The organism is Chryseobacterium sp. NRRL B-14798, from assembly GCF_050470705.1.
Classification (GTDB): Bacteria; Bacteroidota; Bacteroidia; order Flavobacteriales; family Weeksellaceae; genus Chryseobacterium; species Chryseobacterium cupriresistens.
Map to the genome: position 1 here is coordinate 626,120 of NZ_JBFLUL010000005.1, position 16,404 is coordinate 642,523.

Below are 16,404 nucleotides of genomic sequence, written 5' to 3' on the forward strand. Positions count from 1 at the left end.
GAAGAAAACTAAATAAAAAAGGTTAAGAAAAAATTCTTAACCTTTTTTATTTTTTATCCTTTGAACTGGCCCATTGCAATGAATTTGTCCTGTCTCTGGGTTTCAAGCTCCTGTCCTGTAAATTTGGAAAAAGCTTTGATATTTTGTAAAATTGAATTTTTCAGGTTCAGATAGGTTGTTTCCTGATCATAATGAGCACCTCCAAGCGGTTCCTCAATGATACCATCAATGAAATTTTCTCTTAAGGCATCTGCCGGAGTAAGATTTAATGCATTGGCTGCATCTTCTTTGTGATCCCAGTTTCTCCATAAGATAGAAGAGCAGCTTTCCGGTGCAATTACTGTATACCATGTGTTTTCCAACATATATACCTTATTTCCTACACCTATTCCTAATGCTCCACCACTGGCACCTTCTCCGATGATGTACGTGAAGATTGGAGTTTTCAGCTGAACCATTTCAAAAATATTTCTTGCAATAGCTTCACCTTGTCCTCTTTCTTCAGCTTCCAGCCCTGGATAAGCTCCCGGTGTATCTACTAAAGTTACTACAGGGATATTGAACTTTTCAGCAAGCTTCATTAATCTTAAAGCTTTTCTGTATCCTTCCGGATTTGGCATCCCAAATCTTCTGTGCTGTCTTTCTTTGGTCGTTCTTCCTTTTTGAGTCCCTATGATCATTACTTTATGACCATCAAGGGTAATCAATCCTCCAATCATTGCCGGATCATCAGCGAAATTTCTGTCTCCATGAAGTTCTAAGAAACTGCCTTTGTCTGCCATTCCGTTAATATAATCCAATGTATAAGGACGATCCGGATGACGGGACAGTTGTACTCTTTGCCAAGGTGTAAGATTTCCATAGATTTCTTTTTTCTTTTCTAAAATCTTATCCTCAATCTGGCTGCATGCTAATTTTACATCAACACCACTTTCTTCTCCTACTAAAGAACACGTCTGGTATTGATCCATCAATTCTTTGATAGGAAGTTCGAAACTTAAATATTCCATTTCTTGAAGTAAATTAAATCTTTCAAATGTATGAAAAATTATGGTTATTCTATTTAAAATTATTTACAGCATTGTTTATTCTGGAGATACTTTCCTCTTTACCAAGGATTTCCAGAATATCCGGAACGTCCGGTCCTTTCAATTCTCCTACTAAAGATAATCGTAACGGCATCATTACTTTACCCATTCCTAATCCTTTGTTTTCCGCGAAATCATGCATGGTCTGCTTTAATGTCTCAGCCACAAAGTCTGTCGTTTCAAAAGCAGTCGCCAATTCACCTAAAATTGCCGATGTTTCTTCATTCCATGCTTTTTTTGATGCTTTTTCATCATACGAAGCAGGAGCTTCGAAGAAGAATTTGCCGTTTTCATAGATATCTTTCGGGAAAGTGGCTCTTTCTTTCATCAGATGAATTACTTTCAACAGTTTTTCATCAGATACACCGGAAAGATCAAGATCTGTGTTTTTCAGGATTTGAAGAAGCTCTTCATCAGACTTCATCTGAATATACTGATGGTTGAACCACTCAGATTTTTCTTTGCTGAATCTTGCGCCCGCTTTATGTACTTTATGAAGATCAAATTCCCTGATCATTTCATCCAGAGGAAGTATTTCTTTATCATCTGCAGGAGACCATCCTAATAATGCAACCATATTAATGAAAGCATCAGGAAGATATCCGTTTTCTCTGTATCCCTTAGAAATCACACCGGTAGCAGGATCTTTGAAATCAAGCGGGAACACCGGGAATCCGAATTTATCTCCGTCTCTTTTGCTTAACTTCCCTTTTCCTTCAGGTTTTAAGATTAAAGAAAGGTGGGCAAACTGTGGTGCTTCCCACTGCATTGCTTCGTATAATAAAGTGTGAAGTCCTAAAGATGGAAGCCATTCTTCTCCACGGATCACGTGGGAGATTTCCATTTCATGGTCATCAATAATATTGGCAAAATGATACGTTGGCATTCCGTCATTCTTTACCAGAACTTTATCATCTAAAGTATTGGTATTGACTGAAAATTTTCCACGAATAATATCTTCAAGATTTAATACTCTGTCAACAGGCATTTTAAACCGTACTACATAAGGCGTCTTTTCGTCTAATAACCTTTGAACCTCTTCTTCAGAAAGGGCAAGGCTGTTTCTTAAACGGTTTCTTGTTTTATTATCATAAGAGAAAACATCACCTTTCGCTTCATATTCTGCACGCATTGCATCCAGTTCTTCAGCCGTATCAAAGGCAATGTAAGCATAATCTGTTTTCAGGATCTGCTCAGTATATCTGTCGTAGATGTCTCTTCTTTCAGACTGTCTGTAAGGAGCAAATTTTCCTCCTTTCTTTGGACTTTCATCAGGAATGATTCCGCACCATTCTAAAGCTTCTTCAATATATTCTTCAGCTCCTTCTACATATCTGGCCGTGTCTGTATCTTCAATTCTCAATACAAATTCTCCCCCTTGATTTTTAGCAAAAAGATAATCATATAATGCGGTTCTTACGCCTCCCAAATGTAATGGTCCTGTAGGACTTGGAGCAAAACGTACTCTTACTTTCTCCATTTCAATTTTAATTTTTGCAAATTTACTTAAAGTAACTTGAAAAATAAATTGTTTCATAGGATAAAGTTTGAATTGTGATAATAAAAAATACTATCTGAAAAACAGATAGTATTTTTATATGATGAAAGTTTTTATTTAGTAGATATCTGTAATTTCTTCTACGGCAATTTCGTGCCTTTCATAATTGTTTCCTTCAAGAATAAAAGTTGCATAATATTTAGTCCCGGTTATTGCATTGGTTTTTTTTATGATTTGAAGTTTAAATCCTGGATTTGATACTGATTCCGAATCTGTATTTGTTGCCCAGATAGCGTTTCCTGCTACATAGGGCTGCGCCTTGTATAATACCAAATTACCATCGCTTTGAGCTGATAAATAAGGTTGGTATAATCCGGTTCCAAAATCTGTATTTGAAGCCCATTTTACTGGATAAGGTACCGGTCCCCAATAATTAATGGGACTTGCATAGAGCACTAAATTAGAATCAAATTGCATATCCAAATGTAAGTTTACATTTCCATATTTTAAAACTAAGGATTGCCCGGCACTAAGGCCTGACATTCTTTGGCTTTCAGCAAGTACCTCCGTCTTCGTCAATGAAATCCTCTCCTGAACGTTCATTTTTTCGACAGTTTGTATAGGTGGTTGCTCTGTCAATGAATCGTTTTCTCGTGAACATGAGGTAATAGCTAATGTAGCGAAGGCTAAGGTAGAAATTTTTAAAAATTTTTGCATTTTTTAATTTTTTATAGAAACAAATATAAGATTTATTTCTTTTAATTGTGATTAATTTAGCATTAGTATTTTAGATATATCTTATAAATATAAGGGGTTTTCGAGTATTTTTAATTCTTAATATAGTGATTATTTGTGTTGTTAATATTATTTTAATAAAAATTTACACTATGATTATAATATCACATAAGTTTAGTTTTTAATGTAAACTATTTATTTTGTATAGATACCGCATATCTCAATTAATTATTTAATAAAATTTCCTATTTTGAGAATGGTAATTTATTTTACGAACTAAGATCTCATTTTCTGTTTATAATTAAACCCGTTTTCAGTATTATTTAAATAATTATTAAATTCACTTAATATTGATATAAATCATTAGGTGTTTATTTTTTTCACTTGATGATGAATATTATATTTGCTGAAACTTTTAAATAATCTATGAAAAAACAAATTTTATTTTGCTTCAGTAGTCTGCTGATGCTTTTTATGAGTTCATGTTCAACGGAAGAACTGAATAGCGAGACAACCCCTGAAAGCCCTGCGGTAAAAGCTAATAATCGCTTATCTGCTTCCAAATTTGCGGGAGACGGAATTTATGATGTTCTGGGACATGGTTATAATGTTACCGGTGAATATGCCAATGCAACAGCTGCCGGTTTTAAGGTGGTTGATATTGATCGTTTTAAATTGGAGCAAGCCAACAGATTAATCAGCGAAAACACAAACTCTCAGGAGTACTCCGAAGATTATGGTGAAAATGCTGAGGCTTACTCTAAAATGGTTTCAACCAAAGTGGATGCAACAGTTAATTTTCCACTGTTTAAAAAAATACTTTCTGTAGGTTTTGGCTCAGCGGTAACAACCAACAATAAGTTTGATGCAAAATATATCTACGGAAGTTATAACCTTACGATCAAACAGAAAAGAGTAAGATTCAATGCTACTACCGATATGCTGGGTGATTATATAACTCCTGAATTTGCTCAGGATTTACAGACAAAAACTCCGCAGCAGATTGTTCAGGATTATGGAACTCACGTAATGACGGATATTTATACAGGAGCAAAACTTGATATTTTATTCCAGTCTGAAACAACGAGCCAGACTCGTGATAAGGCAGCCAGAATCGGAATAAAGGCAGGAATGCTGAATATTTTTAATGTGAATGTGGATAATGATGTGAATACTTCTGAATACCACATGAATTTTTCTAAAAAGTTGACTTACAAAACCAGAGGCGGGGATCCTTCAAAAGGCTTAGTAGGAGATTTGAACCTAGATCAGACCAATACTAAAGTTAATATTTCCAATTGGCAGAACAGCTCAAATGTAAATAATTCTGTTTTGGTTGACTTTGGAAGCAACGGGTTGATTATTATTTATGACTTTGTAAAAGACCCTGCTAAAAAAGCTCAGCTTAAAGCCTATGTAGATCAATATCTGATTGATAATAAGGTGTATTTAGAATTTAACACCATTCCAATTTACAGATATTATAACGGAGTAGATCATTACTATACAAAAATTGCTGGAAGCTACAGCGGATATTCTTTTGAAGGAACAGAGTTTCACGCATTCTTGTACAAAGCTCCCAATACAGTTCCTATCTACAGATACTGGAATGGTAAAGATCATTACTATACAAAAACTCCGGGATATTATCCGGGATATGTAGATGAAGGAATCGAGTTTAATGCTTTTGCTACTCAGCAGCCTAATACAGTTCCTATCTACCAATATTGGAACGGTAAAGATCATTATTATTCAAGATCCAGCGTAACACCTTCAGGTTATATTAAGGAGGGAATTGAATTCTATGCTTATTAATTAAAAATATTGATATTCTATAACTACAAGCCGTCTCAGTTTTGAGACGGTTTTTAATGATAAATAATATGATATATTTTTTTACCATTAAAAGATAGTACTGCCTTACTGTTTGTATTCATTTTCATTGATTATAATAATGTGCTGTTAATTATTCCTTTTCCAGGGTGTACATATATGGACTTAAGCAAATGTTAAATTGATGTTGGATTTTTTCTTTTACAACTAATTTTGATGGGGTAAATAGAAGTATGATTTTTATTATTTATCTTTACATAAGGAAATAAAAAACATAAACTTATGAGAAAGCATTTATTAGCAATGTTTGGGCTATTGGCAGGAATTTGTATAATGGCTCAAAATATTACACTTGGCACTAATTTGGTAAAGGATAGAAGGTACTATTCCCGAAATAATCAGCACTTTCTGATTTTTCAAAATGATGGAAATTTGGTAGTTTATAATAGCCAGAATCAGCCGGAATGGAGTTCCAGGACTCCTGGTGAAGGTTCAAGGGCTATTTTTCAGGAAGATGGTAATCTTGTCGTTTATAATTCTTCAAACAGACCCTTATTCAGTACAAACACCACCAACAAGAATGCAGCCAACCTTGAGATGCAGGATGATGGCAATCTTGTAATTTATAACAGGAGACGAAATGCTTTGTGGTCTTCTAAGGGAGGTTCTGACGGAAACAATTTCGGTGGAAACGGAGGTTCTAATACAGGAAGTTATAATAATGGTAATATTTACAAAGGATTTAGATTTGTAAAAGGACAAAAGATATTTTCTGAAAATTATAACTATTATTTAATTTTCCAGACAGATGGTAATTTGGTAATGTATAGTAACGGAACTAAAAAAGATATCTGGTCTTCGGCAACAGCAGGAAGTGGAAGAAGCGCTATTTTTCAGGAAGATGGAAATCTGGTAGTCTATGATTCTTCACATAAACCTGTTTACAGTACAGGTATAAGCTCATCAAATATTGAAAGACTTTCAGTTCAGAATGATGGAAATATTGTGATTTACAACAACAACGGTAGTGTTGTTTGGGCAAATAAAAAATAATAATTTAATAAAAAAAGTTAAGTATAAAAAAAGCTAGCCGAAAAGGTTAGCTTTTTTATGCAGTTTGTCTCGTCCTAATATAGCGTTTCTTTTGTAAAGAATATCGTACTCTAGCATTGGGAAATTATTTTTTCCCACGTACTGATCCAATCTTGTGTTTCATTTTCCAAGGAATAATTTTTCATCACAAATTGTGACCCTATTTTCCCTTTTTCAGAAAAAAGAGTCGGATTCTCATGATATTCTAATGCGTGGCTTTCTATTTTTTCAACAAAATCAATAATGTTACCTTCTTCAACCAGGCAAGAAAATTCTTCTTTAAAATATTCTTTTCCTCCTTGTCCAGAGTAACCGATTACAAAACATCCACAAGACATAGCTTCTATAGGAGGAAGCCCAAAGCCTTCTCTATGATTGAAGCTTAAAAAAAATACGGATTCTTTTAAATGTTTTGCAACTTCCTGTTCATCCATATTGTCAATTGGGAAAAACTCCCAATCATCCATCTTTTTTCGTGCTTTTAAAATATTAATAACTTGTAAAGAATCCTCAGCAAGTTTCCTTGGCATAAAAGCAATTTTTTTCTTTTTTTTATTTTCAAAACTGAAAATATGGGTATCAATTCCTAAACGGACTCTATATAGACCAAGAGCAGGAAATACAACATTAAAATATTTTTGTGCATTTTCTGATGCTACAATAGTTCCTAAACAATTTTTATCTAAATAAGGATTCTTTTCATTATAATCAAATCCATACCCCTGAAAGGTGTAGTAGCAATTCTGGTTAAGTATTACATACTGATGATTGGGAATAGTTTTATGGAATGATTTTCCATATATTTCCGGAAAAACAAATAGCGCATCTTTCTCTATGGGATGTGAAAATAAATTGTTATAGAACAGTTTTAATCTTTCGTAAAAACTATTTTTATGTTCTTTAGGGTTATTACTATTTTCTATGTTTTTTAAAAGTTCATAATGATAAGATATTTTTGTGTCACGATACCATATATTATCTCTTTTTCTCTTTTTTTTTAATAAAACAGTAGCATTATAACCATGATTGTTTAAAATATTTACATATTTATAAATTTGTTTTATACCCCCAAAAGGTACAGAAACTGATGGGCAAACAAAATATATCTTTCTTTTTTTCATAATAAGATTACTGTTTTTGAATACAATGCTTCCATATATGTTTTGATTAACGGAAATCAATATCCTTTAAAGTTTTCGGTATTTATTAGGCATTAAATGATTTTGTTGATTAATCAAATCTTATAAACAGAAGTGAATTTATTGCACTCCAGGAACAAAAGATAACCAACTTATTACTCTCATAGTTTACAATAAATGCTTAATTTTGTTTTTCTAAAAAGGCAGGACAAAATAATAAATTTAAAATGGGAATTAAAAGGTTTTTTAAAAATAAAATAAAGGATCGGAATTTTATCAATAATAAGAGAAAACTAAAGATCAATCATTTTGAACTCGACTTTTTTAAAAAACATACATTTGGCTTTATTTATGAAAATGAGCCAGAAGTTTCTATCATAATTCCTGTTTACAATCAGATCAGATATACTCTTAATTGTTTATATACAATTGAACAGTATGATAAAGACGTATCAAAAGAAATTATTATTATCAATGATAACAGCTCAGATGAAACTTTAAAGTATCTGGATACAGTTCCCGGAATTACAATTATTAATAATACTGAAAATTTAGGATTTTTAAGAAATATAAATAAAGGAATTCGGAAGGCAAGAGGAAGATATATTTATTTGTTGAACAATGACGTAGAAGTTCAGGAAAACTATTTATCCAGTCTGTTGGAGGTTTTTAAGAACAATAAAAATGTAGGTGCAGTTGGCTCTAAAATGGTATTTTCAGACAATACATTGCAAGAGGCGGGCTGTCTTATTTTTAATAATACCGAAATTGTTAATCTAGGAAGAGGTGAAGCTATTGATACTCCAAAATATAACTTTTTAAGAAAAGTAGATTATTGTTCAGGATGTAGTTTGTTATTACATAGAACTGATACTGATGGAAAACTTAATCTTTTGGATGAAGCTTTTTTACCTGCCTATTATGAAGAAACAGATCTATGCCAACGCTTGAAATATGAGCAGAAGCTGGATATTTATTATCAGCCTAAATCGGAAATTGTTCATTTTGAAAATGTTTCTTATACTGGAAAAGATAATGGAAAGGAACTTTTGCTTCAGAAAAACAGAACTGTCTTTATGAATAGATGGGATTCGTATTTTACTGATTCAAGATTTCTGGATAATGAAGGAAGAAATAATATTAATAGATTTTATAAAAAGCCCAATATTCTTATTCTGGAGGAACGTATGCCACAACCTGATAAGGATTCTGGCTCAAGAAGGTTTCTTGAAATTGTAAAGATTCTGCAAAAAAATAATCATAGAGTTATTTTAGGGATTCAGCAACCCAACCAAGAGGATGATATCTACGTTGATTTTTTTCGGAGCATTGGTGTAGAAGTTTGTAAAGACTATGTAAATGCTCAGAACAAAATTGTAAAAGTTTTGGATCAAGTGAAAGAAGCTCTTCATTATGTAGATATTGTTTGGATTTTCAGACCGATTGGATTTGATTTTTGGTATGGGAAAATTAAAAATGATATCTCCGGAAAGAAGATTATTTATGATATGGTCGATCTTCATTATCTAAGAATGGAGAGAGAAAACAAATATATTGAAGTGACAAAGTCCCGTAAAAAAGAGATGAGATTCTTTAAGGAAAAGGAATATTTTGGAATGCAAAAGTCAGATGTGGTTATTTCCATCAGTGATGAAGAAAAGAAAATTGTCTCGGGCCAAGGGATCAAAAATGAAAAGATCTTTACTGTTAGTAATATTCATGAACCTGTAGAATGCAGAGATATGGATTATTCTGTTCGGGAAGGTGTTTTATTCATTGGAGGTTTCTATCACATGCCCAATATGGATGCCGTCAAGTTTTTGTATGAAGATATAATGCCTTTAGTTTGGGCCAAAGACGATTCTATTAAAGTATATATTTTAGGACCACATTTTCCTGAAGAGATTAAAGGAAAATATAATTCTGAGAAGTTTCAGATATTAGGTTATCAGAAGAGTGTAGATTACTGGTTTGAAAATTCGAGAATATTTGTTGCTCCTCTACGATATGGAGCTGGAGTGAAAGGAAAGATAGGGCAGGCTCTGGAGTTTGGATTGCCTGTAGTCACTACATCAATTGGGGCGGAAGGAATGGATCTGGAAGATCGAAAAACAGCCCTTGTTTCCAATGAAGATCCGCAGCATTTCGCAAATAAGATATTGGAACTATATTACGATGAAAATTTGTGGAAAACTCTTCATAGTAACAGCGCACTACCACTTGCTAAGTTCTCAGTTGGGCAACAGGAAAAGAATATCAATAATATTATAAATTATTTAGGATTTAAAGATTAAATAAAGAAAGCTTTTATCAATAAAGCTTATTTTTTATGTTATGATTTTTTTGATCCAATTACTGAAACCATATTTTTTTACAATGTCATCTGATAATGTAAAATAAGGTTTTTTTAGAAACTGTTCAATATTTTTATAATTATTATTTTCCACAACAAAGATATTATCAGGATGGTAAAAATCGTATTTTTTAACCGTCACATTATCCGTAATTACTTTTTTCTTATAGTATATTCCTTCAAAGAAACGAATGGAAAGTCCGTTGTGTAATGGATCAACAAAATCCAAAAGAATGTCTGAACTTTTAACAAGATCCAGATTTTCTCGGAAACTAATTCTGTTTTGAATATATTGTATTTTATCATTTTTCGTTTCAGGTTCCTGAAAATATTGAATGAAAATAGAAAGTTCAATAGATAAACCTGAGACTTCATCAATAAATCGGTTAATTTTTTCTTCACGGCTTTTCCAATATAAACCTACAAAGTAAAGCTTAGGCTTTTCTGCATTATATTTTTTTTCAGAAGAAGGAAGGTGATCAAAATAAAAATTAGTAATAGGTTGAATATTGGGCTGAGATTCTACTCTTTCAAAACAAAAGAAGATATCAAATAAATTGAAATAGTTTCTGATCTCTGGAAATTTTTCAATACCATCCCATTGATAAGCAATTAATCTTTGGGTTTTACTTTTTAGATTCTTTATAAATGAAATTGGGAAATTATCCGGACGAATCACCAGGACATAATCCAATTCTTCCGTAATGGCAGAAAGGTTTTTATTCAGCTCATCGAGAAAATGCTTTTGAATAAGATATTGTTTATACTCTTTATTTCTAAGAATATTTTTAATGAAAAAATTTTTTATGCTTTCACAGCCCTTGTATTTAAATCCTGAAACATTGTCTGTGATTAAATAGGGTTCAAAACCTTCCTTCTCCAAGTTCTCTAAAAATAGCTTTGGAAAATCGGAATAGTCAGGCATTACCAAAAGAAATTTTCTTTTTTTCACTTTTTTAATTTAAGTTAAGTATACTGAATATTAATATTTTGTAGTATTTTCTGAGACTGTTGACGGGATTATTAAAATATTCTTTTTTTATGGTCTCAGCATCTTTTAAACTGAGGGTATTAATATACCGGAAATATTTTTTCTCAATACTTTTCAATGAAATATTATCATTGAATTTAGGATTAACTTCTTTGAATACCGTTTCCATCTTATGAATTGCTGTATTGGAATAATTTGAATGATGTTTGTAATTTCCAATAATAATTTTCTTTAAATAGGCAATATAATAGGCAATATTGCTTTGTTCAGGATATTGTAAATAGTAGTTGTTATATATCGTTTGAATAACACTCAGATATCCTAAAAGATTTTTATCACTGTTCTTTTTAGTGATGGACTGTGCATTGTCGATAGTGTAGAAATAAGTAATATCAGGAATAAAGACAACATTCTTTGCCTGGAACATCGTTTCAAAGAACCATAATTCATCTTCGTGATAAATTCCACTTAAAAAGGTGAGATTATTTTCTTTTAAAAATGAAGACTTATATAATTTATTCTGAGCAATTGGACTTAAGCCTTCCGCTATATTTTTAAGCAGGACTTCCGTATTTTTATTTTCTAAGCGTTGTTTTTCTTTAGGCTGAGGTAAGAATGAAACGTTTCGTTTCTCTTCCCATGAATAGGTTGATGTTTTTCCCACAATAATATCCTCTTTACCTGTATACTCGGATATGAGTGATTCCAAGGCATTAGAAGGAAGAAGATCATCACTGTCACAGAAAAAAATAAAATCTCCGGAGGCTTTTTCCAACCCGAAATTTCGAGTATCGGAAAGACCTTTGTTTTTCTGGTTGTATACATGGAATCTTTCGTCTGAAAAACAATTGATAATTTCAAGAGTATTATCTGTACTACCATCATTAATAATAATACATTCAATATTGTAATGAGTTTGGCTCTGTATACTTTCGAGTACTTCTTTTACATAATAAGAAGCGTTGTAGCATGGAACAATAATGCTGATTAAAAATAAAGAATTATCCATTCTTAATTAAATTTTTTTCAAAGTAGAACTTACGGAATCAATGGAAAATGGTTTCAGACTGTCAATAGAATTTTGACTTAATGTATTCCAAAGCTCTTCATCATTACTTAATTGAAGAATTGCCTGAGCAAAACTATTTTCATCATTCGCTATCAATACATTTTTATGGTTGGTGAGGCTCATTCCTTCCGCTCCGATATCTGTTGTGATTACAGGCAAGAAATATTCGAATGCCTGTCCGATTTTCCCTTTTACACCCGCTCCAAATCTTAAAGGCGCCACCATAATTCTGGAATTCATAAAATGCTCTTCAATGCTTTCCACAAAGCCTAAAAATTTAAACTTAGGAAATAGTTTAAGATCAAGTTTTTCAGCAACATTCCCGATGATGCTTACTTCCAGCTCAGGATTGGTTTTCCAGACGATAGGCATTATTTTTTCATAGAGAAACTTTACCGCATCAATATTTGGCTCGTGGATAGATCCGATGAAGGTAATTCCTTTGCTTTCACTGAAACGTTTTCTTTCAGAAATATCAATTTTGGGATAATGAATATTAGATACTGTAATGATCTTATTTTTATCTGCATACTGGCTCATAATTGCTTTCTCCTTATCAGATATGGCAATGATATAATCCAGTTGTGGTGCAACAGCTGTTTCCAGACGGAAAAAATGTTTATAATTCTTCTTTAATGAAATACGGGTAGGTTCCAGTTCTATGGCTCTTTTAAACCTTAAAAAATGAATGTCTACCATATCATAAATAAATTTGGCAGAAGATAAAACGGCTTTCATTTTTTCATAAAAAAGATTCAGAGCCAGAGGCCCGTTGAACCAAACGTAATCTATCTTTTTAAAAGAAGACAGGAAATCATAGATATTCCTGTACTTAGTGTTCTCTATGTAAACGATAACATTGCGCTGCTGATAAAACTTCACATAAGAATCGTCTTCAAACATATGAGGAGCGAATATAATGCAGTTGTATCCTAATTCTTTGTAAATAAGTATAAGTTCTTTCAGTCTGTTAGCCCCGGATTCTTTATCATGGGCTGGGAAATCTCTTGATGCAAACAGGATCGTTTTTTGGGAAGCATCATACAGATTAATGTTGACGATATCCTTAGACTGAAGATATTTAAGTTTTTCTTTTCTTTCGAAGTGCTTTTTTATTTTTTTTAAGATTCCCATTTGTCAGTTTTTAGTATCAAGTTCAAAAACTTTATTCACCCAACTATCCAAAGTGTATCTGTAATAGATTTCTTCCGGAATTTTCTCGTAGGGTGTTTCAAAAAAAGATTTGTCAAGATTACTAATATTTTTGTTTAAAATCAAAATATTATTGGGATTGTAAAAGTCATAGGTTTTAATGGCTTCGTTATCAGTAATGATTTTCTTATCCAGAGCCATGGCTTCAAAAACCCTGAAGCTGAGCCCGTATTGCCCTTCACGCATAAGGTCCAGTAAAACTTTAGAGTTTTTATAATACTTTGGAAGATCGTTATGCGGAATTTTTTTGATACTGAAAATCAGAAAAAGATTTTTCGGTACCGTCATGAAAATATTGGTCAGCTGATGCTTCCAGGATTTTTTACCAATGATCATAATCTGGAATTTTAATCCCTGTTCAATCAGCTTTTTAGCCAGTAATTTTATTAATGAAACTCTTCTGTTATCATAAGATGTAATATAGAAAAGATCCATTTCAGGCTGTTGGATTTCCTGTGAACAATGGGGAAGATAAATATAGTTTGTTAACTTTTCGAACCCGTGCTTTTTGACGTCAACATAGTCGAATGAGAATACTTTGTCAAAAAGATACAGCTTATCTTCTACAGGAACTCTTTCAAGATTATCATAAAGATAGGTCAACAGACGATCTGTATATTTTCTAATTTTTTTGAGAGTAGAAAGATCAAATGTATCCGGATTCATCACCAGAATCTGATCCTGATGGCCTAATTGTTCCAGAGAATCCAGAACATATTTCTGTCTTTTTTCAGTCTTGAGATTTTTATTTAAAAAAGTTTTGCTTAAAGCATTTACAGCTCTTTCATTGAAGTTGGAATGAGTAACGCTACTGATCTTTATATGATGAGCATCAATATCTCTTTTGCATAATGTCTCAACAATATACTTATCATAATCCCAAAAATCATAACTAATGATACAAATCTTCATTTAACTAATTTTGCTCTTTTTTTAATGATTCATAGGTTTCATAAACGCTTAAAGACTGCAGATAAGATAATTGATAGCCTTCTTTTCCGTCTAAAATACCCAGTCTCATTATATAGGCCTTAAAGAATTTAAAAGCTGTTTTAAGATATTGAACCAAAACACTGTACTTTTTCCCTTTTGCAGCCAGTTCCTTCCCCTTTAAAACTCCGTAATGAATCATCTTTTTTCTATAAGATTCATAATCTGAAACGGAGTAGTGGAGTAATTTATTTTTTAAAATACCGATGGTTCCGTTAACCTCCAGAGTTTCATGTACCTTTTTTCCCGCCATATATCTGGCCTTCGATTTTCTGAATAGCCTGAAGTTTTTATCAGACTGTGTTCCTGAAAAGTGAATCGGTTTTTGGGCAAAAAAGAATTTCCTGTAAAAATAATAGGCATCCTTTTGCCCGGGTTTGTTCAGCTCACCGATAATTTCCTGCTGCAGGGCCGGAGTAATTCTTTCATCACCATCCAAAAATAATACCCAGTCGTTGGTTGCATGATCAAGAGCTAAATTTCTCTGCTTTGTAAAGTCCTCAAATTTATTCTGAATCACTTTTACATGGGGGAATTTCTTTGCAATTTCTACAGTTTTATCCGTACTAAAAGAGTCTACCACAATTATTTCATCACAAAAATCAAAAGACTCAAGGACATCCTGTATATTTTTTTCTTCATTATATGTTATGATTAAACCACTTATATTCATCACAACGTTTTGTTTAATAAGGAAATATGTACTATCTCTCTTAAGGTCATTCTAAATAGTTTTAATCTTTCAAAGATAAGTCTAAATTTGAATTTTATAGACCAATCTTTGTCATTTATCTCTATTATGCAAATTTCGAAAAAATGCCGCCTTTGAAGAATATACATTATTGTATTCGGATGTATATAGCAAATACAATTCCTAAATTTTTAAAAAGTGAAAAAATATGATTTTTTTATGCTTTTTTGAAGTCATTGCTGACGGTATGTCTAGGGAAATACATGTATTGATGAGATACATTAAGGGTATGGTTTTTAACTACCATACCCATTAATCTTTTCCGGAAATCAACAGTTCAAATAGTGTTGATCATATTAAAATATCCGATGAATATCAGTTTATTTATACTCGAGAATAGTCTTTTCAATAATCTTCACGCAATCCAGCAATTGTTCTTCAGTAATGACCAATGGTGGTGCAAGTCTGATAATGTTACCATGTGTAGGTTTTGCCAGCAATCCGTTTTCTTTCAGCTGCAGGCAAAGATTCCATGCGGTAGAGCTATCAGGTGTATCATTGATCAGAATAGCGTTTAAAAGGCCTTTTCCTCTTACTTTGGTAATAAGGTTTGTCTTTTCAATAAGCTTCTCTATTTCAGCTCTGAAAAGCTTTCCTAATTCTTCTGCTCTTTCAGACAGTTTTTCGTCAGCTACTACATCCAATGCGGCTACTGCTACGGCACACGCAATAGGGTTTCCTCCGAACGTGGAGCCATGCTGTCCCGGTTTGATAACATTCATAATGTTGTCATTCGCTAAAACAGCAGATACGGGATACATACCTCCGGAAAGTGCTTTCCCTAAGATCAGGATATCCGGTTGTACATCTTCATGGTGGCAGGCAATCAGTTTTCCTGTTCTTGCAATACCTGTCTGAACTTCATCAGCAATGAAAAGGACATTATATTTTTTACATATTTCAGAAGCATTTTTAAGGAAGTTTTCATCAGGAACATACACTCCGGCCTCTCCCTGAATTGGTTCTACTAAGAACGCAGCAATATTTCCGGCTTCTCTGCTTAATACTTCTTCCAATGCAGTGATATCGTTATAAGGAATTTTGATAAATCCTGGTGTAAAAGGTCCGTAATTCTGGTTGGCATCAGGATCATTAGAGAAAGAAACAATTGTTGTTGTTCTTCCATGGAAATTGTTTTCGCAAACGATAATTTTCGCTGCATTTTCTGCAATTCCTTTTACTTCATAACTCCATTTTCTGGCTAATTTTACCGCTGTTTCCACAGCTTCAGCTCCGGAATTCATTGGTAAAACCTTGTCAAATCCAAAAAGAGTGGTTATTTTCTGTTCATATTCTCCTAATTTGGAGTTGTAGAATGCTCTTGAAGTTAAAGCCAGCTTTTGTGCCTGCTCTACCAGTGCTCCAACAATTTTAGGATGAGAATGTCCTTGGTTTACAGCAGAATATGCTGAAAGAAAATCATAGTACCTTTTGCCCTCCACATCCCAGACGAAAACACCTTCTCCGCGATCCAGAACTACTGGAAGGGGGTGATAGTTGTGCGCTCCATGTTTGTCTTCAAGGTCAATAAAATACTGTGAGTTTTTTGTTTGTTCTGCTGTTGACATATTGTTGTTTTTTACAAATTTACACAATATTAATGATACCCATAAACAAAAATAGAATTGAGTATAAGGCTGTGATTAGAGTATA

13 protein-coding genes are annotated in these 16,404 nt (G+C 32.8%); 3 read left to right on the top strand and 10 right to left on the bottom strand.

The window, feature by feature from the left end; all coding sequences use genetic code 11:
- Positions 1–53 precede the first annotated feature (53 nt).
- From AB1278_RS03200 to AB1278_RS03210, 3 genes are all read right to left on the bottom strand, one after another.
- Positions 54–1,010: an acetyl-CoA carboxylase carboxyltransferase subunit alpha gene (locus tag AB1278_RS03200; RefSeq protein ID WP_343643381.1), complete on the bottom strand. Its 957-nt coding sequence runs from the start codon at positions 1,008–1,010 to the stop codon at positions 54–56.
- Positions 1,011–1,059: 49 nt separating this feature from the next.
- The gene (gene gltX / locus AB1278_RS03205) at positions 1,060–2,568 is read right to left on the bottom strand and encodes a glutamate--tRNA ligase (protein WP_137905666.1); all 1,509 of its coding nucleotides are present in this window, start codon (positions 2,566–2,568) and stop codon (positions 1,060–1,062) included.
- 135 nt (positions 2,569–2,703) lie between these two features.
- Positions 2,704–3,303, bottom strand: coding sequence for a hypothetical protein (locus AB1278_RS03210; protein ID WP_429812397.1), 600 nt, complete (start codon positions 3,301–3,303; stop codon positions 2,704–2,706).
- A 444-nt stretch (positions 3,304–3,747) separates the two neighbouring features.
- Between AB1278_RS03210 and AB1278_RS03215 the strand changes: the two genes are divergently transcribed.
- Together AB1278_RS03215 and AB1278_RS03220 are read left to right on the top strand one after the other, a co-directional pair.
- Complete coding sequence (locus AB1278_RS03215) at positions 3,748–5,136, top strand: MAC/perforin domain-containing protein (protein WP_202841578.1); 1,389 nt, start codon at positions 3,748–3,750, stop codon at positions 5,134–5,136.
- A gap of 300 nt (positions 5,137–5,436) precedes the next feature.
- Entirely contained in the window at positions 5,437–6,207 is a 771-nt protein-coding gene (locus AB1278_RS03220; protein WP_202841576.1) for a hypothetical protein, read from the top strand.
- Between the two features lie 110 nt (positions 6,208–6,317).
- Here AB1278_RS03220 and AB1278_RS03225 read toward each other — a convergent pair whose 3' ends face one another.
- A complete protein-coding gene (locus AB1278_RS03225) occupies positions 6,318–7,367 on the bottom strand; it encodes a glycosyltransferase (RefSeq protein WP_110011470.1) in 1,050 nt (349 codons plus the stop codon).
- 245 nt (positions 7,368–7,612) lie between these two features.
- Between AB1278_RS03225 and AB1278_RS03230 the strand changes: the two genes are divergently transcribed.
- Positions 7,613–9,679 (top strand): glycosyltransferase, encoded by a 2,067-nt coding sequence (locus AB1278_RS03230; RefSeq protein ID WP_202841575.1) that lies wholly within the window; start codon positions 7,613–7,615, stop codon positions 9,677–9,679.
- Positions 9,680–9,712: 33 nt separating this feature from the next.
- On the opposite strand, the gene AB1278_RS03235 is transcribed toward AB1278_RS03230, so the two are convergent.
- From AB1278_RS03235 to rocD, 6 genes are all read right to left on the bottom strand, one after another.
- Complete coding sequence (locus tag AB1278_RS03235; protein ID WP_202841574.1) at positions 9,713–10,690, bottom strand: hypothetical protein; 978 nt, start codon at positions 10,688–10,690, stop codon at positions 9,713–9,715.
- A 4-nt stretch (positions 10,691–10,694) separates the two neighbouring features.
- Positions 10,695–11,738, bottom strand: a complete 1,044-nt coding sequence (locus AB1278_RS03240) for a glycosyltransferase family 2 protein (protein ID WP_395971815.1) — start codon at positions 11,736–11,738, stop codon at positions 10,695–10,697.
- 6 nt (positions 11,739–11,744) lie between these two features.
- On the bottom strand, positions 11,745–12,932 hold the full coding sequence (locus tag AB1278_RS03245; protein ID WP_395971813.1) for a glycosyltransferase family 4 protein: 1,188 nt from the start codon (positions 12,930–12,932) through the stop codon (positions 11,745–11,747).
- A 3-nt stretch (positions 12,933–12,935) separates the two neighbouring features.
- On the bottom strand, positions 12,936–13,922 hold the full coding sequence (locus tag AB1278_RS03250) for a glycosyltransferase family protein (protein ID WP_110011465.1): 987 nt from the start codon (positions 13,920–13,922) through the stop codon (positions 12,936–12,938).
- Positions 13,923–13,926: 4 nt separating this feature from the next.
- Positions 13,927–14,673, bottom strand: a complete 747-nt coding sequence (locus tag AB1278_RS03255) for a glycosyltransferase family 2 protein (protein ID WP_202844176.1) — start codon at positions 14,671–14,673, stop codon at positions 13,927–13,929.
- A 398-nt stretch (positions 14,674–15,071) separates the two neighbouring features.
- Positions 15,072–16,319, bottom strand: a complete 1,248-nt coding sequence (gene rocD, locus AB1278_RS03260) for an ornithine--oxo-acid transaminase (RefSeq protein ID WP_395971811.1) — start codon at positions 16,317–16,319, stop codon at positions 15,072–15,074.
- Positions 16,320–16,404 lie beyond the last annotated feature (85 nt).